The organism is Pseudomonas sp. Irchel 3A7 (genome assembly GCF_900187565.1).
In the GTDB taxonomy this organism is placed as follows: domain Bacteria; phylum Pseudomonadota; class Gammaproteobacteria; order Pseudomonadales; family Pseudomonadaceae; genus Aquipseudomonas.
In genome coordinates this window covers 244082-270531 of record NZ_FYED01000006.1, presented here as the reverse complement: position 1 = coordinate 270531, position 26450 = coordinate 244082, and the positions used below count along the sequence as shown (strand labels likewise).

At 61.5% G+C, this 26450-nt stretch carries 21 protein-coding genes; 5 read left to right on the top strand and 16 right to left on the bottom strand.

Annotation, left to right across the window (positions count from 1 at the left end; all coding sequences use genetic code 11):
* Nucleotides 1–19 precede the first annotated feature (19 nt).
* From CKW21_RS12515 to CKW21_RS12490, 6 genes are all read right to left on the bottom strand, one after another.
* On the bottom strand, nt 20–1798 hold the full coding sequence (locus CKW21_RS12515) for an acyl-CoA dehydrogenase C-terminal domain-containing protein (protein ID WP_095194277.1): 1779 nt from the start codon (nt 1796–1798) through the stop codon (nt 20–22).
* A gap of 76 nt (nt 1799–1874) precedes the next feature.
* On the bottom strand, nt 1875–4364 hold the full coding sequence (locus tag CKW21_RS12510) for an RND family transporter (protein WP_095194276.1): 2490 nt from the start codon (nt 4362–4364) through the stop codon (nt 1875–1877).
* A gap of 30 nt (nt 4365–4394) precedes the next feature.
* Entirely contained in the window at nt 4395–5468 is a 1074-nt protein-coding gene (locus tag CKW21_RS12505; protein ID WP_095194275.1) for a YCF48-related protein, read from the bottom strand.
* 65 nt (nt 5469–5533) lie between these two features.
* The gene (locus tag CKW21_RS12500) at nt 5534–6892 is read right to left on the bottom strand and encodes a DUF1329 domain-containing protein (RefSeq protein WP_095194274.1); all 1359 of its coding nucleotides are present in this window, start codon (nt 6890–6892) and stop codon (nt 5534–5536) included.
* A 39-nt stretch (nt 6893–6931) separates the two neighbouring features.
* Entirely contained in the window at nt 6932–8947 is a 2016-nt protein-coding gene (locus CKW21_RS12495) for a DUF1302 domain-containing protein (RefSeq protein ID WP_095194273.1), read from the bottom strand.
* A gap of 110 nt (nt 8948–9057) precedes the next feature.
* Nucleotides 9058–9624, bottom strand: a complete 567-nt coding sequence (locus CKW21_RS12490; RefSeq protein ID WP_095194272.1) for an alpha/beta hydrolase — start codon at nt 9622–9624, stop codon at nt 9058–9060.
* 258 nt (nt 9625–9882) lie between these two features.
* Between CKW21_RS12490 and CKW21_RS12485 the strand changes: the two genes are divergently transcribed.
* Nucleotides 9883–10938 carry an AraC family transcriptional regulator gene (locus CKW21_RS12485; RefSeq protein WP_095194271.1) on the top strand — a complete coding sequence of 352 codons (1056 nt, stop codon included), beginning with the start codon at nt 9883–9885 and terminating at the stop codon, nt 10936–10938.
* Nucleotides 10939–12075: 1137 nt separating this feature from the next.
* On the opposite strand, the gene CKW21_RS12480 is transcribed toward CKW21_RS12485, so the two are convergent.
* The 7 genes from CKW21_RS12480 to CKW21_RS12450 all read right to left on the bottom strand — a co-directional run bounded on the left by CKW21_RS12480 (nt 12076) and on the right by CKW21_RS12450 (nt 18466).
* The gene (locus CKW21_RS12480) at nt 12076–13086 is read right to left on the bottom strand and encodes a YeiH family protein (RefSeq protein ID WP_095194270.1); all 1011 of its coding nucleotides are present in this window, start codon (nt 13084–13086) and stop codon (nt 12076–12078) included.
* A complete protein-coding gene (locus tag CKW21_RS12475) occupies nt 13083–13409 on the bottom strand; it encodes a Rieske 2Fe-2S domain-containing protein (RefSeq protein WP_095194269.1) in 327 nt (108 codons plus the stop codon). Before CKW21_RS12475 ends, CKW21_RS12480 begins: the two co-directional genes overlap by 4 nt.
* Entirely contained in the window at nt 13406–14068 is a 663-nt protein-coding gene (locus CKW21_RS12470; protein ID WP_095194268.1) for a DsbA family oxidoreductase, read from the bottom strand. The genes CKW21_RS12475 and CKW21_RS12470 overlap by 4 nt, the downstream gene beginning before the upstream one ends.
* Entirely contained in the window at nt 14065–15393 is a 1329-nt protein-coding gene (locus CKW21_RS12465) for an MFS transporter (RefSeq protein WP_095194267.1), read from the bottom strand. Before CKW21_RS12465 ends, CKW21_RS12470 begins: the two co-directional genes overlap by 4 nt.
* Before the next feature lie 90 nt (nt 15394–15483).
* Nucleotides 15484–16536: a 3-keto-5-aminohexanoate cleavage protein gene (locus tag CKW21_RS12460; protein WP_095194266.1), complete on the bottom strand. Its 1053-nt coding sequence runs from the start codon at nt 16534–16536 to the stop codon at nt 15484–15486.
* 86 nt (nt 16537–16622) lie between these two features.
* Nucleotides 16623–17471 (bottom strand): TauD/TfdA family dioxygenase, encoded by an 849-nt coding sequence (locus CKW21_RS12455; protein WP_095194265.1) that lies wholly within the window; start codon nt 17469–17471, stop codon nt 16623–16625.
* A gap of 14 nt (nt 17472–17485) precedes the next feature.
* A complete protein-coding gene (locus CKW21_RS12450) occupies nt 17486–18466 on the bottom strand; it encodes a quinone oxidoreductase (protein ID WP_095194264.1) in 981 nt (326 codons plus the stop codon).
* Between the two features lie 253 nt (nt 18467–18719).
* Here CKW21_RS12450 and CKW21_RS12445 point away from each other — a divergent pair, with 253 nt between their 5' ends.
* From CKW21_RS12445 to CKW21_RS12435, 3 genes are all read left to right on the top strand, one after another.
* Complete coding sequence (locus CKW21_RS12445) at nt 18720–20219, top strand: PLP-dependent aminotransferase family protein (protein ID WP_095194263.1); 1500 nt, start codon at nt 18720–18722, stop codon at nt 20217–20219.
* 122 nt (nt 20220–20341) lie between these two features.
* A complete protein-coding gene (locus CKW21_RS12440) occupies nt 20342–21400 on the top strand; it encodes a sugar phosphate isomerase/epimerase (RefSeq protein ID WP_095194262.1) in 1059 nt (352 codons plus the stop codon).
* 34 nt (nt 21401–21434) lie between these two features.
* The gene (locus tag CKW21_RS12435) at nt 21435–22700 is read left to right on the top strand and encodes an MFS transporter (RefSeq protein WP_095194261.1); all 1266 of its coding nucleotides are present in this window, start codon (nt 21435–21437) and stop codon (nt 22698–22700) included.
* A 60-nt stretch (nt 22701–22760) separates the two neighbouring features.
* Here CKW21_RS12435 and CKW21_RS12430 read toward each other — a convergent pair whose 3' ends face one another.
* Complete coding sequence (locus CKW21_RS12430) at nt 22761–23705, bottom strand: DMT family transporter (protein ID WP_095194260.1); 945 nt, start codon at nt 23703–23705, stop codon at nt 22761–22763.
* A 133-nt stretch (nt 23706–23838) separates the two neighbouring features.
* On the opposite strand from CKW21_RS12430, the gene CKW21_RS12425 reads away from it, so the two are divergent.
* Nucleotides 23839–24720, top strand: coding sequence for a LysR family transcriptional regulator (locus tag CKW21_RS12425; protein ID WP_095194259.1), 882 nt, complete (start codon nt 23839–23841; stop codon nt 24718–24720).
* Here CKW21_RS12425 and CKW21_RS12420 read toward each other — a convergent pair.
* Both CKW21_RS12420 and CKW21_RS12415 read right to left on the bottom strand, forming a co-directional pair.
* Nucleotides 24698–25162: a MaoC family dehydratase gene (locus tag CKW21_RS12420; protein ID WP_095194258.1), complete on the bottom strand. Its 465-nt coding sequence runs from the start codon at nt 25160–25162 to the stop codon at nt 24698–24700. The genes CKW21_RS12425 and CKW21_RS12420 overlap by 23 nt on opposite strands.
* A 72-nt stretch (nt 25163–25234) precedes the next feature.
* Nucleotides 25235–26311: an AI-2E family transporter gene (locus CKW21_RS12415; RefSeq protein ID WP_095194257.1), complete on the bottom strand. Its 1077-nt coding sequence runs from the start codon at nt 26309–26311 to the stop codon at nt 25235–25237.
* Between the last annotated feature and the right edge of the window lie 139 nt (nt 26312–26450).

Sequence of the window (26450 nt, the reverse complement as noted above, 5' to 3'; positions counted from 1 at the left end):
TCGCATGGATAGTCGCTGATCAGAACTGCGATGCGTCGAGCAGAAACAGCGACTCGCTGCCGGCTTTCACCGAGGCGCTCAACGAGTGGATCCGCGGCAACAGACGGGCGAAATAGAACCGCGCCGTGCCCAGTTTGCTCGCATAGAACTCGTCCTGCGCCTCCTTGCCGAAAGCTGCCTTGGCCATCAAGGCCCACATGTAGGCGTAGGCGGTGTAGCCGAACACTTGCAGGTACTCCACCGAAGCGGCGCCGATCTCTTGCGGATTGTTTTGGCAGCGATCCAGCACCCAGGCGGTCAGTTCGTCGAGGTTATCCAGGGCCGCGTCGAGCGGCTTGACGAATTCCGCCAGCTCGGTACCCGCCGTGGTGGTGAAGTGGCGGATTTCATCGGCGAACAGCTTGTAGGCCGCGCCGCCGTTACCCACGATCTTGCGCCCGACCAAATCCAGCGCCTGAATGCCGTTGGTGCCTTCGTAGATCTGGGTGATACGCACGTCGCGCACCAGTTGCTCCTGGCCCCATTCGCGGATGTAGCCGTGGCCGCCGAACACTTGCTGGCCGTGCACGGTGGTTTCCAGGCCAAGATCGGTGAGGAACGCCTTGGCCACCGGGGTCAGCAGCGCCACCAGGTCTTCCGCACGTTTGCGCGTGGTGGCGTCTTCGCTGAACTTGGCGGTGTCCAGTTGCATCGCCACGTAGGTCGAGAAAGCACGGCCGCCTTCGTTGGAAGCTTTCATGGTCAGCAGCATGCGACGCACGTCCGGGTGGACGATGATCGGGTCGGCCACCTTGTCCTTGTTCTGCGCGCCGGTCGGGGAACGGCTTTGCAGGCGGTCACGGGCGTAAGCCAGCGCATTTTGATAAGAACGCTCGGCCGTGGCCAAGCCCTGGATACCAACGCCCAGGCGTTCGTAGTTCATCATGGTGAACATCGCCGCCAGGCCTTTGTTCGGCTCGCCGACCAGATAACCCACGGCTTCATCGAAGTTCATCACGCACGTGGCCGATGCCTGGATGCCCATCTTGTGTTCGATCGAACCGCAATTCACCGGGTTGCGTGCACCCAGGCTGCCGTCGGCATTGACCAGGAATTTGGGCACCAGGAACAGCGAAATGCCTTTCGGCCCCGCCGGCGCGTCCGGCAGCTTGGCCAGCACCAGATGGATGATGTTTTCGGTGAGGTCGTGCTCGCCGCCGGTGATGAAGATCTTGGTGCCGCTGACCTTGTAGGAACCGTCGGCCTGAGGCTCGGCCTTGGTGCGGATGATCCCCAGGTCGGTGCCGGCGTGCGGCTCGGTCAGGCACATGGAACCGGTCCAGACCCCGGCATACATGTTCGGCAGATAGGCGGCTTTCAGCTCTTCGCTGGCGTGGGCATTGATCGACAGGCAAGCCCCGGCGGTCAGCATCGGGTACAGGCCGAAGGAAAGATTGGCCGCGTTGACCATTTCCTCGACCTGAGCCGAAATCGCCTTGGGCATGCCCATGCCGCCGTAGGCCGGATCACCGCCCACGCCGACCCAGCCACCCTCGGCAAAGGCACGGTAGGCGTCAACAAAACCGTCAGGCGTAGTCACCTCGCCGTGACTCCAGGAACAGCCCTGCTCGTCGCCACTGCGATTGAGGGGGGCGATGAGGCCGGCGGCTACTTTGCCGGCCTCTTCAAGCACCGCGCTCGCGGTGTCTTGATCCACCACCTCGGCCAAGGCAGGCATGGCGGCCCACAACGTGGAAACATTGAAAACTTCGTTGAGTACGAACCGGATGTCGCGCAGCGGCGCTTGGTAATCAGACATGTTTGAAATACTCAGGCAATGTCAGGGCATCGACGATGCCCTGGTCAATGGAAGTGGCACTCTTATGAGAGGACGCTCAGGAGTGGACGCCGACAAGCTCCGTCGAACGTTCAGCGGACGTAGACGGAACGGGAGTGATGTTTCGCAGCAGAAAGAACGACAGCGCCGGAATCAGGATCAAGGCACCGAGCATGTTCCACAGGAACATGAAGGTCAGCAGGATGCCCATGTCGGCCTGGAACTTGATCGGCGACCAGGCCCAGCACACGACACCCGCTGCCAGAGTGATGCCCACCAGCCCCACCACCCGGCCGGTGAACGACACCGCGTTGCGGTAGGCCTGTGCCAAGGGCATGCCCTGGCGCTGGTATTGCAACTGCACGCTGAGCAAGTACAGCGCATAGTCCACACCAATCCCGACCCCCAGGGCGATGACCGGCAGGGTCGCCACTTTTACGCCGATGCCCATGGCGACCATCAACGCCTCGCAGAGGATCGACGTCAGCACCAGCGGCAGCAGCGCCACCAGGGTTGCACGCCAGCTGCGGAAGGTGATCAGGCAAAACAGCGTCACCGCCGCGTAAACGTAAAGCAGCATGGTGTGGTTGGCTTCACGCACCACGATGTTGGTTGCCGCTTCAATCCCGGCAGTGCCGGCGGCCAGCAGGAACTGCCGATCCTCGGTACTGTTTTCCCTGGCGAACCGGTCGGCGACAGCCACCACCGCGTCCAGGGTCTCGGCCTTGTGGTCCTTGAGGAAAGCAATCACCGGCATCAGCGAACAGTCGGTGTTGAACAGCTCCGGCGCATTGACCGAGGCCTGTTGCGCCGCATAGTTCAGTACGTTCTGGTTGCGCTGGATGCTGTTGAGCTTGGGGTTGCCTTCGAAGGTACCGGCGGTGATCTGGCGCACCGCGTTGACCAGCGAGGCCGTGGCTTGCACGCCCGGTTGCTGTTGCAACGCCCAGGCCAGGCGATCGGCCAGGATCAGCGTCTGGTAATTCAGGCAACCTTCGGGCGCGGTCTTGATCATCACCGCGAACAGGTCGCTGGACAGCGCATAGTGGCTGGTGATGTAGGCGTTGTCGCGGTTATAGCGCGAGTCGGCACGCAGCTCCGGCGCGCCACTGTCGAGGTCGCCGATCTTCAGTTGCAGGCTGACCATGAAGCCGCCAACGCCCAGCACCAGGGCGACCAGGACCGCGCCCGTGGCCCATTTGGGTGTGGTGAAGCGGTCGAGCATGTCCCACAACTTGCCAAAGCCCCGATGCTCGGCGGCCCGGGTGTCGATTTTCAATGCACGGGCGGCGGCCTTGCTGCCCACGCCGATGTACGACAGCGCCACCGGCATCAGCAACAGCGACGTGAAGATCAGCACCGCCACGCCGATACTGGCGGTGATGGCCAGGTCCTGGATCACCGGAATGTCGATCAGCATCAGCACCGCGAAACCGACGGCGTCGGCCAGCAGCGCGGTAACCCCGGCAATGAACAGACGACGGAAGGTATAACGCGCCGCCACCAGTTTATGGGTGCCTCGGGCGATGTCCTGCATGATGCCGTTCATCTTCTGCGCCGCGTGGGACACGCCGATGGCGAAAATCAGGAACGGCACCAGCACGGAGTAAGGATCGATGGCGTAACCCAGCCAGGCGACAATTCCCAATTGCCAGACCACCGCGATCAGCGAACAGCCGACCACCAGCAAGGTGCTGCGCACACAGCGGGTGTAGAGGTAGATGATGACCAGCGAGGTGACCACCGCCAGGCCGAAGAACATCATCACCTGGATCAGGCCGTCGATCAGGTCACCCACCAGTTTGGCGAAGCCGATCACCCGCACCTTGTAGTGCCCCGTGCCCTCCTCCCCGGCCTTGCGCGCCGCGCTGTCACCGGCGAACTCGATCTTGTCGCGCAAGCGCTCTTCAAGCATCCGTGAAAACTGGTGATAGTTGATACCGCTGCCGGTGGCCGAGGCCTTGTCCAGCAGCGGGACAATGAGCATGGTCGATTTGAAGTCGCTGGCCACCAGGCTGCCGACAATGCCGGCGCGGTTGATGTTCTGGCGCAGTTGTTCGATATCTTGAGGTGTACCCTGATAGGCATCGGGCATCACCGGGCCGCCCTGGAAACCTTCTTCGGTGGCTTCGGTCCAGCGCACCGCCGGGCTCCACAGCGATTTCATCCAGGCGCGATCGACGCCCTCGGCGAGGAACAGTTCGTCGTTGACCTGCTTGAGCACGTTCAGGTACTCGGGGTCGAAGATGTCGCCCTGGGTGTTCTCCACCACCACCCGTACCGAGCTTCCCAGGCCGCGCAACGATTGGCGGTTCTCCAGGAAATTCTGAATGTACGGCTGACTCTGCGGGATCATCTTCTCGAAGCTGGGGCGCAATTCCAGGCGGGTTACCATCATGTAGCCCAGTACCAGGGTGATCGCGGCCATCAACAGCATAAACAGCGGCCGGTGGTTGAACACCCATCGTTCCAGCCGGTTGCCGGAACGGCGATCGAAGTCACGCAAGTCGCTGATCACCGGCATGGTGTCTTGCTCAATACTGCCCATAGGAGGGTACCCGCTCTGATTTAACTGTTTTTATTCTTTGGAAAGCACGCGTGCGCCACGACTGCCCACCACAATCAACGCGCCGTCGGCGGCCTGGACGGCACCGGCCACGGGTGACTGATTCTGCTGGGCGAGCAACTGCAACTGCGTCCCGTGATCCGGGCTGAGCAACAGGTGCCCGGCCTGGGTGAACAGCCGGAAGTGACCGTCTTCACCCAGCGTGGCGGCCGTGATGCTGACCTGCAGGCCGCTGTTGAGCAGCGTCCAGTTGATACCGCCATCGGTGCTGCGCAGCACATGCCCACGCAAGCCGTAGACCAGCACTTCGCCGGGCTTGCCGATCACCCCGAAAAAGCTGCCCTGATAGGGTGTCTGCAACGCCATGAAGTGTTGCCGGGCGTCATTCCATTTCAGTAGCAGCCCTTGCTCGCCGGCGATGTACAGCCCGTCGCCCGTGGCGGAGATGGCGTTGAGGTGAAAGCCCTGCGGGTTGTCGGTACGGTCCTGGAACGGCGTCCAGTGTTTGCCACCGTCTTCGGTGCGCAGGATCAGGTTGAACACACCCACCACGTAACCCAGGTTGTCATTGGCGAACCAGACATCCAGCAGTGGCTTGTCGGCGCCCTCCTCGGTCAGCCGCTGACCTTCGGCGACCAGCAGCGGCCATTGCTCGTTGCCCGGCTCGGCCTGGGCCAATGCGGCATAATGCTTGACCAGCAAGGCACCGATCTGGCGGCCATCCAGTTGCTTTTGCCAGGTCGCGCCGGCATCGCTGCTGTGCAACACCACGCCGTCGTTGCCGACCGCCCAGCCCTTCATCGGCGAAGGGAAGTACACGGCATTGAGGTCGGCACTGACCGGCACGGCGGCTTGCTGCCATTGCTGGCCGGCGTCATCGGAATAAAGAATGTGGCCACGCTGCCCCACGGCAACCAGTCGCTCGCCGGCACGGGTCGTGTCCAGCAATGGGCTGCGCACGGCCAGGGTACTGGGGGTGGCGGGCAGATCGAGCACGTCAACGTAGGCGGCAGCCTGAGCGAATCCATGCAACAGAGCCAGCGCGGCGCCCAACAGCAGCGGCACACACTTCTTGAACGAACACATACGACGTCCCCTTGAAAAAACGGCGCCGGGTGCACGCAGTGCAACCCGGCGTTGAAACCCGATGCTTAGCGGATACCGGCGCCCGCCAGGGACTCCGGCGACCACTGCGCCTTGGACAGCGAGTCGATGTAGCGGATGCCGCCGTAAGGACCCACTACACCGTTGATGTTGTAGGAGCCGCCGACCAGGTCGTAGATCATGAAAGGCGTGGAATCCGGTACCTGCTTGTCATAGCTCTGGCTGAGGAAGGCAAAGGAACCACGGTAGAGCTGACCACGAGCGTCGTACTGATCGGAAGCCAGTGCCGCCCAGCTGTCTTCATCCAGGTAGAAACGACGCTTCTGGTAGACGTGACGCGCGCCGGCCTTGAGGTTGCCCTCCACCACCCAGACGCGGTGTTTCTCCCAGCGCACGAAGTCCGGCGCGATGTGGTTGGCGGTGGTCAGGCTTTTCGGGTCCTGGGCGTAGGTCAGCTTGTAAGTGTTGTACGGCACGATCATTTCCTGCTTGCCGACCAGTTTCCAGTCGTAGCGATCCAGCGCGCCGTTGAACACGAACACATCGTCATAGGTGCCCGCGCCGGCAGTGCCCGGGTTAGGCGTGTCGTAGGCCAGGTTCGGCGCCAGTTTGACCCGACGTTGCCCCGGCAGGTACTGCCACGCGCGGCGTGGCTGTTCCAGCGGGTTGGCGGCGTCCTTGAGCATGATCGACTCACCGGCCCGGCGTGCGGGACCGGTGTAATACAGCTTCATCTGGTAGTACACATCGGCGCTGCTGATTGTCTGCGCCATGTTTTCGTAGATCGGGTAAGTGATGAACGCCTGCCCGGTGGTCGCAAGGCTTGGCACACCGGCCGAGTCGACGTTCCAGGAGTCGTACTTGGAGTTGATGTTGACCCCCTGGTAACGCAGCAGGAAGTTCCACATCGCCTCGCTGCCCGATTGCGGAATCGGGAACGGCACGCCGGGCAACACGTTATCGATGGCCAGGCCACCTTCCAGCGACTTGGCGCCGGTGGCGTTTTTCACGCTGTTGTCCAGCACCGTCTGCGGCAATGCCACGGTGCGGTGGGTCGGGTAGACATCGACACGGAAGGTGGGGAAACGCTTGGCCAGTTCGACGGTGGTGGCCGAGAGCATGGTCTTGTACTGGTCAACGTTTTTGCCATTGATCACCAGCAGCGGTTTTTCGCTGGCAAACGGGTCCGGACGCATGCTGTCGCCGGCCTTGAAGCTGGCCGGGGCGGTGGTCAGGCCACCGGAATAGGCCGGAATGGAGCCATCGGCGCTGGCGGCTTTTTCGGCGCCCACCAGGGTCAGGCTGCTGCCGAGCTTGCCGGCTTCCTGAGTCGATACGGCGGCTTGGGCCTGGGCGGCCATGGCCATGGCCAGCGAGGCGGCCAACAGGGTTTGCACGAATTTCATGGTTTCTAACTCCTGCTTAGTGACTAAGCATTGGGTGAATCAAAAGGTGGTTTTCAGCGTCAGGTACAGCGCGCCACGGTCTTCGGTGGTCGCGCCGCCGCCCGAGAAGGCTGAATAGCCACCGGCGTAGCACGCATAGTTTTCGTTACCGCTGAAGGCGTTCGGCGTGGAGCCGTCGCCACTGCCGGCGTTTGCCGCACCAGTGCTGTTACCGCTGACGTTGCACTTGTCAGCCTTGCCGAAGGCGTCCACGTACTTGAGGTCGACGAAGTACTTGTTGTAAACGACGGCACCGACGCCGATCGCATAGTTGCCGGTGTCTTTCGCACCGCCGCCCGACACCGGTGACACACCGTCGAGGCCAACGTTGACCGACATCGGCATATTCATGTCCACGCCCGGGAACACCTGGTACCAGGTCGGGGTGAAGTTGACCGCGATGCCCCAGTTGTCACGGGTCGGCGCGTCGATACCGCGATAGCTGCTTTTGCCCTTGTAGAGCGCTTCGTTCTTGCTATCGAGCTTGAGCAGGTTGCTGTAGTACAACTCGGTGAGCAGCACGGCCGAATCGAACACCGGGGTCTTGGGCAGGGTCATCAGACCGTTGATTGTCCAGTGCAGGGTGTCGCCGGTGGCGCTCATGCTGTCGCCATCTTGCGGGGTGTCGTAGATCACGCCGGTGGCTGCCGTGCGTGGCGGCAACAGGCCAAGACCCTGACCGAGCCCCAGCGGGCTGGTGGTGCTGACGATGGCCGGAATGCTCGCCAGCGGCATGTTGTGGCGGATGTTCAGGTCACTGCCGACGCTGATGCCGCCGACATCCTTGGACAGGCTGAAGCCGAAGATGTCGATCTTGTCGGAATAGGCCAGTTGATAGGTGGCGGTGCTCAACGAGTTCAGCGTGTTGACCACGGCAGGCACCTGCCCCGCCGGCGGCGTGCCGTTGGGGTTGGCCGAACTCAAGCCTCTGGCGTCGAGCCAGGCCTGGGGCAGGATGTCGGAAGTCTGGCGGTAGTAAACGCCGAGCGTGCCGTCCAGCCAGGCAGGCGACCATTTCGCCATGACGCCCCAATCGCCGTGATGGTCCGGTTCCAGGTCGTTGCCACGTCGCACGTTGGTCAACGCGTTGCAAGGGGCCAGGCCACACCCGAGCGGGCTGCCGGGGGTGATGGAGTTGGTGTTGCCCAGCAGGAACGACTGCGCACCGGTGCCCACCAGATCGGAACCGCCATAGTAAGTGCCCGCTTCAGGCAGGCGTGCTTCATCCCAATCCAGGAAGTACTGGGCACCCACGGTCAACTCAGGGTTGAGGGTGAACGACATCGACACCTGATTGCGCGGCACGAACAGTTCCTTGGCTTCGGTACCCGGCGATGCCGCCAGCTTGGCCAGGTCCAGCCCGGATTGGCCGTAGCTCATCGAATGCACCGGGTTGAGGATGGTTTCACCCCAGAACACGTTGTGCTGCCCGGCCTTGATGCTGAACATCGACTCTTCGCCCACTTCGGTGCTGTAGAACACGAAGGCGTCGAGGATTTCACCGGAGGGACCGGTGTAATAACGCTGGGCATAGTTGCTCAGGTGCGGACTGCCAAAGCCGACATTGTCGCGAGTGACGGGCGCAAGCCGTGGGTCGTTGGCGACCAGACCCGACGTGCCGCCGTTGCCGTTGACGAACGGGTTGGAATTGGAGCCGGTGTTTTCATAGGCCTTGTCGTACCAGCTGGCGGCGCTGACGCGAAAACCCATGCTTTGCTGGTAAACCACATCCATCTCGGTCAACAGGTCGACACGGTTGGTGATGTTGGTCCCGGCCTTGCGGAAGTTGTAGTCGCCGTCGTTGTTGTTCGGCGTGCCGAGCATGCGTTTGTCGGCACTTTCGGTGCGAACGCCGTAGTTGTACTTCACGGTGTTGTCGAAGCGCACGGACCAGTCCGGATTGCCGGTGTCCAGCTCCATCGCTTGGGCGGCCGGCATGGAAGCCGCCAGGATGGCCAGGGCCAGCAGGCTGCGATGCGAAGGGCGTGTGTGGCCGTGACTCTTATTGTTGTGCATTGCGTTGTCTCCGCCTTTTTGTATTTGTTTTAAGCGCAGTGGTCCCCGCTGACTCTTGGTGGGAGAGCCAGTGCCTTTGAGGCGTGAGGACGATTGACGGGTGATTGAATCTAGCGATCCAGGTCCAGAATGAGTGCTTCTGCCTGGGGCCACGGGCCGTAGCCCGACGCCGGATTGAGGTGGCCGACGGCACCGAGGTTGACCAGCTCCGCCTCCCAGTCCCGGGCCAGGCGCGAAGCCGCGTCGAAGCTGGCGAGGTGATCGTCGGTGCTGGCAGCGACGAGGCTGCGAAAGGGTAACGCTCCTTGCGGCAGAGGGGTCCAGCCGTGGTCGCGAAGGGTTTGCGGGCTTGGGTAACCTTGCGGCCATTGGGCCGCCAGGTCCGGCGGCGCGGCCAACAGTGCGCCCTTGATCGGGCGACTGTAGCGAGCAGCCCAGTGCGCCACCATCAGAACGCCGGCACTGTGGGCGACGAGGATCACGGGGCCGTCGATTTGCTCCAGCTCCTGCTGGATCGCCCGTACTCGGGCAGTGCAGTCGAGCTTGTCGGTCTCAAGTGGTGGAACGCTGCGAACCTTGCTCAAACGGGCTTCAAGCAGTGTTTGCCAATGTTCGGCAACATGCTCACGCAGTCCCGGTACGATCAGAACGGTGGCGGCAGTTTGCAGTTTGTCCACTTGGATACCCTCGGCTTCTCAGTGACTCGCCTGGCTGTTTCGCCAGAATCTTTTTGTAGGACTGACATTAAAGAGCCGGGGTGGGCTGCGCTTTTCATTTGACGACAGTGACTTTTCTTTTGATGACAGCTTTACTTGAGCTGCCAGGTGGTCGCGCGGAAGCTGCTAACGTGGCGTTGTAACCTGTTCACTTTCTGACGCGCTGGCTATATTCGGCCGCGCTCGTTTCCATCGGAACCCCTGCAGGAACGCCTCTGCATGCCTAAGCTCGTTCGCGCCGCTGTCTTGACCAACTACCTGGATGTTGCTCATTACCTGGGGTTCAACCCACACGATGTGCTGGCGGGCGTCGGCCTGAGCAAGGCCCGTCTGCAAGCGCCCGAGCATCGGATTCCGATCGATGCGGCGGTTCGCCTGCTGGAAGAGTCGTCTGTCGCCAGCGGTTGCCAGAGCTTCGGCCTGAGCATGGCCGAATCGCGTCAACTCTCGGATTTCGGCGTCGTCAGCCTGCTGCTGACTCACCAGCGCACGTTGCGTGATGCGTTGCAGGTGCTGGTGCACTACCGGCACCTGATGAACGAATCGCTGGCGATCTTCATCGAAGAAGCCGGCAAGATGGTGATCATTCGCGAGGAAGTGGTGACCGACTCACCCATGCCCTGCCGGCAAGCCAATGAACTGGCCATCGGCGTGATGTTCCGGCTGTGCGCCGCGCTGCTCGGTGCGCACTGGCAGCCCTACAGCGTGAATTTCACGCACCAGCCTCCCGACAATCTGCAACTGCATCGGCGCCTGTTCGGCTGCAATCTGGAGTTCGGCAGCGAGTTCAATGGCATTGTCTGCCCCGATGCCAGCCTCGACATCGCCAACCCCCATGCCGACCCGGCGATGGCGCGTTACGCCCAGCGCTATCTGGATTCGCTACAAAGCCATGAAGGGCCCTCGACGCTGTTCGAGGTGCGCAAAGCCATTTACCTGCTGCTGCCCATGGGACGCGCCACCATCGAGCAAATCGCCCAGACCCAGGGCATGAATGTGCGGACCCTGCAACGTCGCCTCAAAGACGATGGCTGCGCCTTCAATGACCTGATCAACGACGTGCGGCGCGATCTGGTGCTGCGGTATCTGGAAAACCCGAACTACTCGCTGGGCCGCATCGCCGACATGCTCGGCTACTCCATGGCCAGCTCTTTCACGCGCTGGTTCATCAGCCAGTTCGGCATGCCGCCGGCGACGTGGCGCAGTACGCAAAAGCGTGGCACGTTGAAAGCAATAGCTGACACGACCACCCTCCCCGATCCGGGTAAAAACTGAACCCTGTGGGAACGGCGGTGCGATGATTCGACTTGCTCGCGAAGGCTGCGGGTTAGGCGACGTATTTTTTTGTGTACATATCCATTCCTGCGGTAACGGCGGCTGGCGGTTTCGCTCTTACAGCGACTCACTTTTCCAAACGCCGAAAAGTAAGCAAAAGGCTTCGCCCCGGCGTACGGCACCTCGCTGAGGCTCGGCGTTCCCTCGCTACGGTGTCCATCAGGGGGCATCGCCTCCGGTTTGCTTCGCTGCACCTCCTCTCGATGTGTGCGGCTTCGCCGCACGGCGCTGCGCGCCTAACCCCCTGATGAACACCTACGCTCAGCCTGCCGAAGGGGCGAAAGATCAAAAACCAAAGCAGAGCGAGGCGGCCTGACAGCCGACCTGACTTTGACGGATATCCTCATACCCCTGTGGGAGCGAGCCTGCTCGCGAAGGACGTCAACGATAACGCGCCCTGTCTGAATGATTGCGTTGCCTTGATGTTTTTCGCGAGCAGGCTCGCTCCCACAGGGGATCCGGATACATCTGCAAGAGATTGGTCGGCTGTCAGGCCGCCTTCGCGAGCAAGCCCGCTCCCACAATGGGGCGACGTACACCCGCTGCTTCTCACCACTCATCAGGCCGAGCGTTAGCTCGCCTTCCGCTTTTGATCTTGATTCACCCGCCCCTTCGGCAGGCTGAGAGGAGGTGTTCATCCGGGGATTGGCGCGCAGCGCCGTTCGACGCAGTCGAACACATTGCATGTAGGTGCAGCGAAGCCAACCGGAGGGCAATGCCCCCGGATGAATGCCGGAGCGAAGGAACGCCGAGCCCCAGCGAGGAGCCGGACGCTCGGGGCGAGCCTTTTTTTGCTTATCTTTTTTTTGGCGTTTGAAAAAAAAGTAAGTCGCCGTAAGGGCGAAACCGCCAGCCGCCGTTACCGAAGAAACGGATATGTACACCATCCAAAACCCCGGTCGCCTGAAACATAGCCTTCGCGAGTAGGCTCGCTCCCACAGGGGGGTATCAGGAATCACAAAAAAAACGGCGACCGCTGGTACGGTCGCCGCAAAAACCGGGGCCTTTGACGCCGGTGGAGTGCCGCACTGCGCCGGAGTGAGCGCAATGCAGCGCCGCGAGTAAAACGGTACGGAGTTACATCCCCCAGTGCAGCAACAGCAGCACAAGAACCACGAGGAATACGGTTTCCCCAACCATCAGCAGGATCGGCTTGATGCCCACTGCCGCCAGTTCCTTGAGCTGGGTCTTCATGCCCAGGGCGCTGATGGACACCACCAGGCACCAGCGTGACAGTTCATTGACCGAGCCCTGCACCACCGGGGCCACCCAGCCGGTGCTGTTGAGGCAGGCCAGCAGCAAAAAGCCGACCGCGAACCACGGCAGCAGCGGCGGCCGTTTGCCGGTGGGATCGGCGCCCTGCATACGCGTGACCATCGCGGCACAAACGATCACCGGCAGCAGCATGGCGACCCGCATCAGCTTGACCACCGTGGCCGTGTCGCCGGTCTCGGTCGACAGGCTGTATCCGGCGCCGACCACCTGGGCGACATCATGGATGGTCGCCCCCAGGAATACCCCGGCCACCTGGGGCGACAACGACAGCCAGTTGGCAATCATCGGGTACAGGATCATCGCCAGGGTCGACAGCGCCGAGACCCCGATCACCGTGAACAAGGTGGCGCGTTCCTTCTGCGGGTGGTTCGGCAAGGCCGCGGCCAGCGCCAATGCCGCCGAGGCACCGCAGATCGCGGTGGCGCCACCGGTGAGCATGCCGAACAGTCGCTGGAAGCCCAGCGCCTTGGCCGCCACTACCGAAACGCCGATGGTCACCACCACCAGAATCACCACCAGCGCAAAGGGTTTCCAGCCCAGTGCGGCGATCTGTTCGAGGGTGATGCGCATGCCCAGCAGCGCTACGCCGATGCGTAATACGGTGCGTGCGGTGAACTCGATGCCGGCCTTGCAGGTGCCTTCGCCGGCGAGGAAGTTCAGCGCCATGCCGAGCAACAGGGCAAACAACATGACCGGCGCACCGTAGTGCTCCGACAGAAAGGTCGCCGCCGCCGCGACAATCAGGCTGACGATGAACCCCGGCGCCAGTTCGCGCGTACGGCTGTGGATGCGGGTCAGAGCGATGGCGCTCATGGCGCGGCCTCCTCGGTGATGATGACAATGAATACCTGGCCGTCGACTACCTCGACCGGGTAGTTGGCGACCTTGAGCTTGTTGGAGTTGAGCAAGTAGCCACTGGCCAGATCGAAACGCAGGCCATGGGCACAGCATTGAATCACCCGACCGTCGAGGCGACCGCCGCACAACGAGGCGCCCTGGTGCGGGCAACCGTCATCGATGGCGAACAACTCACCGTCGATGTTGAACAGCGCGATGCTCTTGTCATCGAATTCGAAGAGCGCACGGCCCCCGACCTGCGGGAGTTTTCCGGCAGGCACATGGACTCGCAGGTTCATGAGGGTTGTCGCTCGCCGGCCCGTTCGAGCAAGGCTTCGTACATGACGCCAAACAGCGCTTCGGGGGGCTGTGCGCCCACCACCGTCACGCGCCGGTCAAACTGGAAACAGGGCACGCCGCCGACAGCCCCGGGGTTGCCGACAAAAGGCTCGCCGTTGCCGTACAGACAGTCCGCCACAAAGCCAGCCTCAAAACCGCACGACTGGGCGATGGCGAGCAACGTTTCGCGGTTGCCCAGATCTTCGCCGTGATGGAAATACGCGGCGAACAGACGATCGAGCAAGGCATCGCGCTGCCTGGAATTACCCAGCACGCTGACCCGCTCCAGCAGGCGATGGGCATCGGCGGTGTTGGGCATCGTGGCAATGCGCCTGAAATCGATGGCCTCCCCCACCGCCAGCGCGGCCTGTTGTACTTGGGATTGGCGCAACTGCACCTTTTCAGCACTGCCCAGACGCTTGCGGTAAAACGCGTCGAAGGGTTCACCTTGTACCGACAGTTGTGGCAACAGCTGCACGCCGTGCCATACCGTGGTGAATTCCACCTCCGGTTGTCGGGCGCGCAACAGTTCCTGCGCGCGCTCCAGTTGGCGCTTGCCGATCAGGCACCAGGGACAGATAAAATCGAAGAACACATCAATACGCAGACGACCACTCACAACTTCACCTCTAACACGGATTCGCCCACCGACTCGGACACCCGCTCACCCCTGAGCCGGGCGATGTCCCGGTGGTAATGACACTTGGCATAAAAGAACACCGCCGCGGCCGCGAGGCTGACCAGCGGCACAAACTGGAAGGCAGCCTGCAAGCCGATCAGGTCCGACACCTTGCCGGTGATGAACGGCCCCGGCGCCAGGCCGAGCATGTTGTTGGCCAGGGTCAGCGTGGCGAACGCGGTGCCATGGACCGAGTAGTGGGTCAGATTGGCAACCATTGCCCCGGCGGGCCCGGTGGTGCCAGCGGCGATCAGCATGCCCAGGCAGATCAGCGCCAGTTGTGCGGGGCCTGCCGGCAGGGCGAACGCCGCCGACAGCAACAGGCAACTGCCCAGGCAGAACGCGATGGCCAGGGCGACCTTGCGCTGGGGCGAGTGACGACACAGACGGTCGCTGAGCATGCCGCACAGAATCATCCCGGCACCGCTGCACAGCACGATGACCGCCGCCATGCCGCCGGCTTTGTCCGTGCCCATCTGGTAGTAGCGGTTCAGGTAACTGGGCATCCACACAATCACGGTGCCGGCGACGAACAGCTGCAGGCCGCTGCCAACGTAGGTGGCGATCACCGAGCGACTGGAAAACAGCGTGCGCAACGGCTGACTGACCTTGGCCGAGGCCTTGTTCAGTGCCTGTGCAGCGCGTTGTGGAGCAATGCGTGCTTCCTTGACGATGAGCGGATACAGCACCGCCAGCAGCAGGCCGAACAGCGCCATGCCGGCGAACGACCAGCGCCAGCCCAGCTTCGCGGCGATAGCCCCGCCCAGGGCCATGCCCAGCACCGAGCCGAACATGCCGCCGGCCATGAAGGCACTGGCCAGGGTGGCGCGCATGTGCTTGGGAAAGACTGAAATCACCACCGCGATGCCGACGCTGCCGTAGGCCGCTTCGCCGACGCCCACCATGAACCGGGCGATGAACATCTGCTGGTAGTCCTGCGCCAGTGCGCAGCCCAGCGTTGCAAGGCTCCACAACAGCGCCATCAACGCCAGGCTCTTGACCCGGCCGAAACGGTCGGCCAACAGCGACAGCGGAAACGTCAGCAGCCCGACCATCAAGGCCACGATGCCACTGAGCAGGCCGAGCTGGCCGTCGCTCAGTGCCCATTCGCCCTTGAGCATCGGGAACACCGCGTTCAGCACCTGGCGCGACATGTAATCGGAAATCAACAGGCCGAACGTCAGGGCAAAGACGATCCAGGCGTATTGGCGCGAAACGCTGACGGTACCGTCGTCATCGTCGGCGGCGATTGGGTGAAAGGCCATGCAGCCTCCTCGAAACTTTGTTTTTGTTGTTATCGAGCGTGATGCGGTGCAGCGAGCGAGAGGCCATCGACCTCCCGCCCCGGCTGTCGGTCAGCCGCGCTGCGGCACACCTTTTTGCCCGGCCTTGCGGTTGGGCGACATACCGTTGGCCAGCAGAGTTTCTTCGATGCTCTGATACTGCACACCGATCCGGTAGATCTCCCGGGCCTCTTTGCCGGAGGCAATTTCGCGCCCCAGTTCGTGGGCGACCCGCACGGTTTGTTCGATCTGCTGCACCGAGCTGAAGCGCTTGCCCTTGTGATCAATGATAGTGTCTTCAATGCCCACGCGCGGGTGCATGCCCATGGCCAGCGCCATGGTGTTGAACGGCAGCACGTTCTTGAGCAGCGATTCCGCGGTCAGGGTGCAGCCGTCCGGTGCGCGATGGATGAAGTTGAAGAAGTTGAACGGGTTCGGGCCATCGAAACCACCGCCGATGCCAATCCAGGTCAGGTTCAACGGCCCCATGTACAGGCCCTTGCGCACCATGCGCTCCAGGGTTTCCATGGCGTGCATGCCGGTCAGCTGGAAATGCGGCTGAATGCCATTGTCCATCAGGCGCTTGAGGTGCTCGGTGACCCACGCCGGCCCGGCCGGCACGGTCATCTCGCTGTAGGCCGCCTGATAGGCCGGATTGGCCAGGGAGGTGCCTTCCAGGTACTCCGGATAGAGCAACTCCATGATGTTCATCTGGGTGGTGTTGATCGCCACCGTGACCTGATCCGGTTTTGGCGTCAGCTCGGCCAGCATGTGACGGGTATCGTCGGACAACCATTTGGCCGCCTCGCCATCGCTTTCCGGGGCGAAGGAAATCGAACCGCCGACCTGGATGATCATGTCCGGCACGGCTTCACGCACACCGGCGATCAGCTCGTTGAACTTGGACAGGCGCTTGGAACCCTTGCCATCCAGTTCACGTACGTGCAGGTGCAGGACGGTTGCACCGGCTTCGTAGCAATCGACCGCCTTCTGCACCTGCTCATCCATGGTCAGCGGAATGTCTTCAGGAAAGTCTTCCGGCATCCATTCAGGGCCGTACGGGGCCACGGTGATGACCACCTTTTCCATGTTTTCCGGGTGTAGGGAATCGTCGAAGAATTGCATGAGTTACTCCTGTTCTTATGGTTTTCCGCCCAGCCGGGAGCCTGCCCGGTGGGCGCAGTTACGAGTGCGAATGCAGAGGTGGTCGATCAGTACGTCTTGTCGCCGATAATCCCGGCGCGCTCCATCTTGCGATGACACGACGGGTAATCCATGACGGCGTAGTGCTGGGTGCTGCGGTTGTCCCAGATGGCGATGCTGTTGGGCTTCCACCGCCAGCGCACCTGGTACTCGGGAATGTAGGCCTGGCTGATCAGGTAGCGCAGCAACTCACTGGCGCCCGGGTTCGCGTCCTGGCCAAAGCGCACACGCTCGGGGGTGTGGTAGTTGCTGAAGTGGGTGGTGAAGGCGTTGACGAACAGTACCTTCTCGCCGGTTTCCGGGTGCGTGCGCACCACCGGGTGTTCGGCATCCGGGTACATGGCCTTGAGCGCCAGGCGCTTTTCGATCGGCATCGCCGCGCCGAAGCTCGCCTCAATGCTGTGCCGGGCGCGCAGATCAGCGATCTTCGCCTTCACGTCTTCAGGCAAATGTTCATAGGCTTCAACCATGTTCGCCCACATGGTGTCGCCGCCGACCGGTGGGCATTCCACGCAGCGCAGCACGCACCCCATCGGCGGCGCCTCGCGCCAGGTGGCGTCGGTGTGCCAGGCGTTTTCGTAGCGGTCCATCGGCTGGTCCGGCTTCTTGTAGATTTGCACCAGGCCGGGATGATCCGGGTCGCTGCCGGCCACCGGATGGTCCTCCAGCTCGCCGAAGCGCCGGGCAAACGCCACGTGCTCGGCGCGACTGATGTCCTGGTCGCGCAGGAACACCACGCGATGGGTGAGCAACTGCGCACGTATCTCGGCAAACAGACCATCGTCATGAATGGCATCGGCCAGGTTGACGCCGATCAGTTCCGCGCCGATGTGGCAGGTCAATTGTTCGACTTTCACGGCAGGCTGCTCCCTTAAATGACGAAAATCGACGAGCCGGTGGTCTTGCGCGATTCCAGGTCACGATGGGCCTGCACGGCATCCTGCAAAGCATAGTGCTGGTTGATCTCGATCTTGATCCGGCCGCTGCCGACGTGATCGAACAACTCGCCGGCCAATGCGGCTTTTTCCGCAGGATCGGCGATGTAGTCGGCCAGTGCCGGGCGGGTCAGGAACAGCGAGCCTTTCATCGCCAGCATCACCGGATCAAAGGCCGGGATCGGGCCGGAGGCCGTACCCACGCAGACCATCAGGCCACGACGCTTCAGCGAATCCAGGGAACCGGCGAAGGTGTTCTTGCCGACGCTGTCGAACACCACGTTGACACCGACGCCGTCCGTCAATTCGCGAACACGCTGGGCGACGTCTTCATGGCTGTAGTTGATGACATGGTCGCAACCGTGCGCCCGGGCGATGTCGCCCTTGACCTCGGTGGACACGGTGCCGATGACCGTCAGGCCCAGCAGCTTGGCCCATTGCGACACGATCAGGCCGACGCCACCGGCGGCGGCATGCAGCAAAATGCTGTCCCCGGCCTTGAAATCGTAGATACGTCGCATCAGGTACGAGGACGTCAGGCCACGCATGGTCATGGCCGCGGCGGTTTCGAAACCGATGGTTTCCGGCAGCTTGATCAACGGCGCGGCCGGGATCAGGCGCTCGGTGCTGTAGGCGCCCAGCGTATTGAGAAACCCCGTGTAGGTAACGCGATCGCCCACTTGCACATTGGTCACACCGTCCCCGACGGCCTGAACCACGCCAGCGGCTTCGACACCCATGCCGTTGGCCAGCGGAATCGCGTAGGTGCCATTGCGAAAGTAGGTGTCGGCATAGTTCAGGCCGACCGCTACGTGACGCAGCCGAACCTGACCGGGTCCGGGATCGCCCACCTCGACGTCTTCATAGCGTAGGACTTCGGGACCACCGGTTTCGTAGAAGCGGACGGCTTTGGCCATGTTTTCTTATTCTCCAGTCTGCAATATGGGCGTGCTGCATCGAATTGCGCTGACTGGACTGTAGGTCCAATGGCTGGCTGATCGCTTCTCATATGACGACAACGACTTTTCATTTCATGACAGCGGATCGAACGGTGTGCCCGGGATCGGCGCCAGCGATGGATGACTTATCCGACGCCTGTCGCTACCCTTGCGCACCTCGGTGCCTGACAGTGTTCGAGGCCGAATCACCTTTCATCCAGACGAGCATGTCATGAAATCCCCTGCAGGTTTGCTGCTGTCGGGTATCGAGCTGGACCGCTCCAGTTCCATTCCCCTGTACCGTCAACTGTATTTGCAGATTCGCAAACAGATTCTCGGTGGAAAGCTTCAGGCCGGCGTGCGTCTGCCGTCGACCCGCACCCTGAGCCAGGAACTTGATCTATCAAGGATCACTATCCTCAATGCGTTCGATCAGCTGATTGCCGAAGGTTTTCTCGCTTCACGCACCGGTGCGGGCACCTACGTCGGCAGCGAGTGGGACAGCAATGACAGGGCCGACGCTGATCAGCAACGGGAGCCGCCGCGCCTGTCCGATCTGAGCCAGTCCATGCTGTCGCTGCGCAGCAACCATTTTCGCGGCATTTCCTATGCCGACTGGGATCCGGCGAGCCCGACCTCGTTCCTGCCCAGCCACAGCACGTATGACGCCTTTCCCCAGCAGGTCTGGAAACGGTTGATGAACCGTCATTTGCACAAGCCGACCAAGGCCATGCTCGGCTATGGCGAACTGCAGGGCTTGAGGGAACTGCGCGAGGCGATTGCCGAATACGTGTTTGACGCCCGTGGCATCGAGTGCACGTCCGCGCAGGTGGTGATCGTTTCCGGCGCCCAGCAAGCCTTCAATCTGCTGTCCATGCTCCTGCTCAACCCCCAAGACAGCGTGTGGATGGAGGATCCCGGGCATATCGCCGCGCGGATCGCTTTCCAGGCCCATGGTTGCCAGTTGGTGCCGCTGCCTATCGACGAGCAGGGGATCGATATCCGGCAAGGTCTTGCGCAATGCCCTGAGGCACGCCTGGTCTTTACAACACCGTCGCGCCAGCACCCGCTGGGAATCACCATGAGCCATGGGCGGCGACTGGAGCTGATCGATTGGGCCGCGCGTCATCAGAGCTGGATCATCGAGGACGATTGCGACAGTGAGTTGCGCTACGGCAGCCGCCCCCTGCCCGCGCTGCATGCCATGGATCACTGGAACCGTGTGATCTATGTCGGGACTTTCAGCAAAGTGCTCTACCCGTCTCTACGGCTGGGTTACGTCATTTTACCGCCAGCGTTGGTCGAACCGTTTTGCACCATACGCGCGGTCATGGATCGCAGTCCGCCCACGCTGCTCCAGGCCGTCACCGCCGACTTCATGCGCGAAGGTCATTTCCTCGGCCACATCCGCCGGTTGCGTGCTCTCTACCAGGCTCGCCAGGCAACACTGGTGGAAAAGTTCCAGCACCGCCTGGGAGGTTTTTTCAATATCACTCCGGTGGAAGCCGGCATGCACGTGATCGCCTGGCTGCCCCCCGAAGTCAATGGTGACACCCTCGCCAAGGACCTGGCACGGCACAATATTCACACCTACCCCTTGAGCGATTATTGCCTGGCGCATGAGCTGCCACCCGCACTGCTGATCGGGTTTGCCGGCACGCCCGAGCACCTGGCCGAAGAACGGGTCGAAGCACTTGCCCAGGCGTTGAGCGAGCTGGGGTATATCGCCTGAACCGCCTGGCGACGAGGAAAGTGGTCTTATCATTTAAATAGTAATGGATCTATCGAGAGTTCCTGGCCGGCGCGATAAAGGCTGCGCCGGCAGACCCGGCGTCTGAACCAGGAACGACTCCAATGAACAATAAGATCCAGGACCGATTCAATGCCCTGCTCAGCCACAAGGCTGCCGAGGCCGGGGCACCTCCCACACTGAGCGAAGCGCTGGCCCGCCAGTTACTCGACCGACTCGGGCAACTGCGTCTGTTTGCCCATGCCTATCCCCTGCTGACCAACCTCACCCATGGCCTTGTCACCCCCGGCGACCTTCTGGACTTCGCCTATCGCCATGAGTTGCAAGGCCTGAGCCTGCACCTGCTCGACGGTGAAGAAAACAGCCTGAGCCAGATGACCGCCACGCAACTTCAGGCCTTTGCCGAAAAAGCCGATGCGCTGGGCCTGGATGTACATCTGGAGATCAGCAGCACACGCAAACACGATGTCGATCAGGTGATCGCCATCGCCAGGGCGTTGGGGACCCGCAACATACGCGTTTACTCACGCTACGAAGGCGCGCTTTCCCGGGTCATGGACATGATCGAATCTGACCTGCATTACCTCGCGCAGCAGGCTGACGAGCATGACCTGTACTTCGACTTCGAGCAGCACGAAGAACTCAAGAGCGCAGAAATCGCGCAACTGCTGAACCGACTCAACCACCCTCGGCTGCATGCCCTGTTCGACTTCGGCAACATGATCAATGCCTGCGAACAACCGATACAGGCGTTACGGAGCCTGGCACCGCACATACGCCAGGTGCATCTGAAGGGGGTGCGTATCGTTCCCGAGCAAAACGGCTTCGGCCATTACGGCGTGCTGCAGGGGAGTGCCGAAGACGACCTGCCGAATGCACGCATGTTGTTCGAACTGCTCATGCTCGGCGACTCATCCCCGCAAGTCATCGCGTTCATCCTCGAGCAGGAAAACCATTACGTCGCCCCGGCATTCCGCCAGATCGACGAAACCGCCGACCCGTTTATCGCGTACCGGGAGATGAGTGAAACGGCGTTGCCTGCCGGGTTCTCGCTGGAGCGGATGCTGGCCGACGAACACCGCTGGGCGAACAACCAGATCGCCTATGTACGCGGTTTGCTGGCCGAGTTCCGAACGCTGGCCGAGTTGACCCTGGCCAAGTGACACGCGCTTTTACCCATTCGTCTGGAGAATAAAAATGACAACGCACGACAAAGCCAAATGGCTCAGATTCCTGATTCTCATCCTCGGGGGCGGCACCATCTACAAACTGGCGAACCTCAAGGACGCCTTCTATGTGCCCATGCAAGAGTTCATGGGGTTGACCCACACGCAAATCGGATTGTTGCTCAGCGCCAATGCCATCATTGCCACCGCGCTCTTTGTCGTCGGCGGCATGCTTGCCGACCGTTTCGATACACGCAAACTGATTCCCGTCGGCCTGCTCGGTACCGGCAGCCTGGGGCTCTACCTGGCCAGCTTTCCGTCCTTCAGCAATCTATTGATCGTGTTCAGCCTGCTGGCTGTCTGCGCCGACTGCATCTTTTGGCCGTCACTGCTCAAGGCCATCCGCAACCTGGGTGACGACAAGGAACAAGGCCGGTTGTTCGGTCTGCTGGAAGGCGGGCGTGGCGTGATCGATACCCTGGTCGCCTTCTCTGCATTGGGTGTCTTCATTGCCATGGGCTCGGGTGCGGCGGGTTTGAAGTCCGCGATCCTGTTCTACTCGGTCATCGACATTCTTGCTGGAGTCCTGACCTGGTTCCTGCTCAAGGGCAATAGCGAACAGACGATTGCCAAGCCGAGAAACGGTCTGGGGAATCTTCTGGAGGCGGTCAAGGTACCGGGTATCTGGCTGGTGAGTCTCAACGTGTTCATGGTCTATATCGTGTATTGCGGTTTGACTTATTTCATTCCCTACCTCAAGGAGGTGTATGGACTGCCGGTGGCACTGGTGGGCGCCTACGGCATCATCAATCAGTACTTCCTCAAGATTCTCGGTGGCCCCGCCGGTGGCTTCATCGCGGACAAGCGGTTCAAGAGCACCAGCCGTTACCTGAAGTGGGCATTCATGGCGTTGCTGCCGTTGATGGGCGTGATCATGCTGATCCCGAAAAGCCCGAGTTTCATCTACGCGGGCATGGCGGCCACCCTCTCCTTCGCCTTGATTGTCTTTTCCATGCGCGGCGTGTTCTGGGCCCCCATGGGCGAAGTCGGCATTCCCCAGCACATCACCGGCTCGGCCTTCGGTATCGGATGCCTGATCGGTTACGCGCCGGGCATGTTCGCCTACGTGATCTATGGCGCTATCCTCGATCACTTCCCGGGTCAACAGGGTTACAACTATGTGTTCGGCTTGATGAGCCTGCTGGCCATTCTCGGGTTCATGGTCTCCAGCCTGCTGTATCGGGCCGTCCTGAACAAACCGGGCGCCCCTGAAGGCGTAGCCGTACCGCAAACCTGAGCCTCCTCGATACGAGCGGTAAGAGGCCGGCAACAGGCCTCTTCTGGCTACTGGCTCCGGTCATGCCGCACTGTTGCGGCATTGACTGGCTACGACCACTGGCGGTTTGACCCCACCCAGCACCAACCCCGAAGCAAACAACACCCCGAGGATCACACCGCCCGCCCCCAACAGTTGCCAGACATTCGGCCACACGCCCATGACCGATGACACCAACATGGTGAATACCGGCGCCAGGTTGAAGAAAATCGAGGTCCGGGCGGCGCCGATGGCATGGATTCCTTTGAACCACAGCAAATAGGCCACCACTGACCCGCCGATCGCCAGGTACACAACGGCTTCATGCACGGCAAGCGATGCTTGCCGGATGCTGGCGATCGGGTCTTCAAAAAGGAAGCCCAGTACGATCAGGCCAAGCACACCGAACAACATGGAGAAACTGGTGGTTTCCAATGGCGTCGCGTCTTTGACGAACCGCCGGGTGCCGACCATGTTCGCCGCCCAGGCCATGCTGCCGGCCAGGATCATCGCGTCACCGCTGACCACCTTAAGCCCCAGCAATACCTGGATATCGCCACGGGTAATCACCAGGCCGACACCGAGCAAACCCAAGGCCAGGCCGATGGCACGGCCGCGATCGATCCGTTCGCCTTCCAGCAGCACGGCAAGGATCATGGTCCACAGCGGCGTGGTCGCCAGGATCAGCGCGCCGTTGATAGGCGTGGTGGTTTGCAGGCCGAAAAACGTTGCGACACTGAACCCGGTAAATCCGAGCAGCCCCAGACCGATGAACGCCAGCAGGTTGTTCTGCAGCACACTGAACCGTAGCTTGCCCACCAGGCCGAAGATCAGCAGCAATAACAGGGTCGAGATGGAGAAGCGCTCAATGGATGCGCTCAGCGGTGCCATGCTCTTGATGATGTAGGCCCCGGCGTTGAAGTTGGTGCCCCAGAAAAACGTGGCACCCAGGATGCCGGCATAGGCCAGCGGGGTTGCTTTGCTCATGGTTGTTTCCTCGCCAATCGCTCGACAAACTGCCGATCGTTCGCACCTGCACTTCAGGCGCCGGACTATTCTTGCAAGCCTGGCGATGGGGAAAAATTCCCTGTTTGTTCACCTTATCTGTGAGAAAACGCCCATGTTCGATTGGGAGGATTTGCGCTATTTCATTGTTTTCGCCCAGGAGCGATCGCTCTCGGCGGCGGCGCGAAAGCTGAATGTCGACCACGCCACGGTAGCGCGGCGTATCAGTGCGCTGGAAAGCTCGCTGAACGTGAAACTGGTGGACCGACGCCCGCGCTCGTATGTACTCACGGTGGATGGCGAGCGCATCGCCCAGTCGGGACAGCGCATGGAAAGCGAGTCGTTCGCAGTGCAGCGCACCGCGCAAACCGGCCAGGAAAGCCATGCCGGCGAAGTCACCGTCAGCGCTCCGCCGGCCATGGCCTGTGCGTTGATCGCACCGCGTATCAAGCTGTTGCGCGAGCAATACCCGCTATTGTCGTTGCAGTTGATTGGCAGCCTGGGCAGTGCCTCTTTGTCGCGTCGTGAAGCCGATATCGCCGTGCGCCTGAGCCGGCCCAAGGAACCGGACCTGGTGGTGCGCAAGGTCGCCACGGTGTCATTCGCGCTGTATGGCTCGCAGGATTACCTGGCCAACACAGCCCCGCAGGATCGGGTGTTCATTGCCTACGACGAGAGTCTCGATCAAAGTCCGCAGCAGGTCTGGCTCAAGGAACAGGCGGGAGATCGACCGATCCTTCTACGCAGCAATGATCTGAATATCCAGGCCAATTTCGTCCAGGCCGGTGCCGGTATCGCGGCCCTGCCCGGTTTTCTCGGCGCGCGTTACGGCCTGCAAGCCGTTGAGGCAGAGGGACCGCGACTGGAGCGTGACGTGTGGTTGCTCGTGCACAATGATATCCGGCACATCCCGTCCGTCCAGGCGGTGATGAGTTTCCTGGTGTCCTGCTTCGAGCGAATCAACCAATGGCCGCTCAATCCGGTGCCGGTTCCCTGAACACCAGCAGTCTGCCGGTGGCCCGCTGAACCGTTTTGCCATGCTGATTGCGGGTTTCCATCAACATGGTCACCACGCCCCGGTCGGTCTTGGTGGCGGACGGTTCGATGGCTTTCACGGTCGTCGTCAGCCGCAATTCGTCCTCCGCATGGGTTGGGTGCGGCCAGTTCAGTTCGATGCCCAGGCCGATGATGCCGTCGGCCAGCGGCACACTGTCGACCAGGAGTTTCATGGTCAACGCCGCGGTGTTCCAGCCGCTGGCCGCCAGCCCGCCGAACAGGCTCATGCGGCCGGCCTCGTCATCAAGATGGAAAGGTTGCGGATCGAACTGTTGGGCAAACGCCAGCATCGCGTTTCGGTCGACGCGAAGGGTGTCGCTTTCAAACACCTGCCCCAGTTGCAGGTCATCGAGGTAGAGCTTTTCCCAGGCATGAACGGTCATGATTCAACCCTCTGCAAGTGCCACCCGTGCGGCAGTTCATGATACTGCGCAAACCGGGGTTATGGACCTTCCCTACTCTTGTGGCCGAACCTCCACCCACTGCCAGAACAGTTGGTAGCCGACCGCCAGCACCACCGGGCCGATGAACAGACCGATGATACCGCTGGTGACCATGCCGCCCAGCGCGCCGATCAACACCACCGGCATCGGTACGTCGACCCCGCGCCCCAGCAGCAACGGTTTGAGCACGTTGTCCACCAGCCCGGCGACAAAAACGTAGATCGCAAACACGATAGTCACCGTACTGGCGCCCTCGGTGGCAAACACATAGGCAATCACCGGTAGCGTGATCAATGTCACCGGCAATTGCATGATGCCCAGCAACAGCACCGCCAGCGCCAGCAGCCCGGCGCCGGGTATGCCCTTGAATACAAATCCCACGCCCACCAGCAGCATCTGGATGAATGCGATACCGACCACGCCAAGCGCCACGGCGCGGATCGTGGCGGTGCAGAGCGCGGCGATTTTCGGCCCCCTGTCCGGGCCACTGACCCGCGAGGCGATCTGTACCGACGCACGGCTGCCGGCTTCGCCGTAGGCCATGAAGATCCCGGCGATGATCAGGGCGAAGATGAAGGTCAGAAAACCCATCCCGACACCGGCCAGTTTGCCCAGCAGCGTCAGGCTTACACCTTTGATTTGCGGGATGTATTTCTCGGTCAATCCGGGCAGATCGGTGGAGGCCTGCAACCAGATGGCCGACAGCGGCTTGCCGATCAGCGGCCAGCCGGCAACGGACTCGGACGGCGGGGGAATTTGCAAGCCTTCGTTCTTGACGACCGTCATGGCCTGTTCCACCGAGTCGGCAATCGAGGTGCCCAACAGGTAGATCGGCACCATGAGGATCACGATGGATACCAGCACGATCAAGGTGGCAATCCGCCCTTCCTTTTGCCCCAGCGGCCCCATGAGCTTTTTCTGCAACGGGTAGAGCGTGATGGCCAGGATCAGCGACCACAGCATCAAGTCGCGGAACGGACTGAAAATTTCAAAGCAGAACAGCACCAGAACCAAAATCAACCCGGCGCGGATCAGGACATCGAGCAACCCGCGGGACAAGGCCTTCTCTGAGAGCGGACTGGGCACCATTGATATCTCCTGGCAGTTCACTGCGAAGATGGGGAGTCGGTTTGCCCAGCATAGACGCTCAACCGGCACTGCGTTTTTCTTGAACAGCATCGCAACTCAGCACACCGGCTCAATATTCGCGCTTGAATTCAAGTCACGA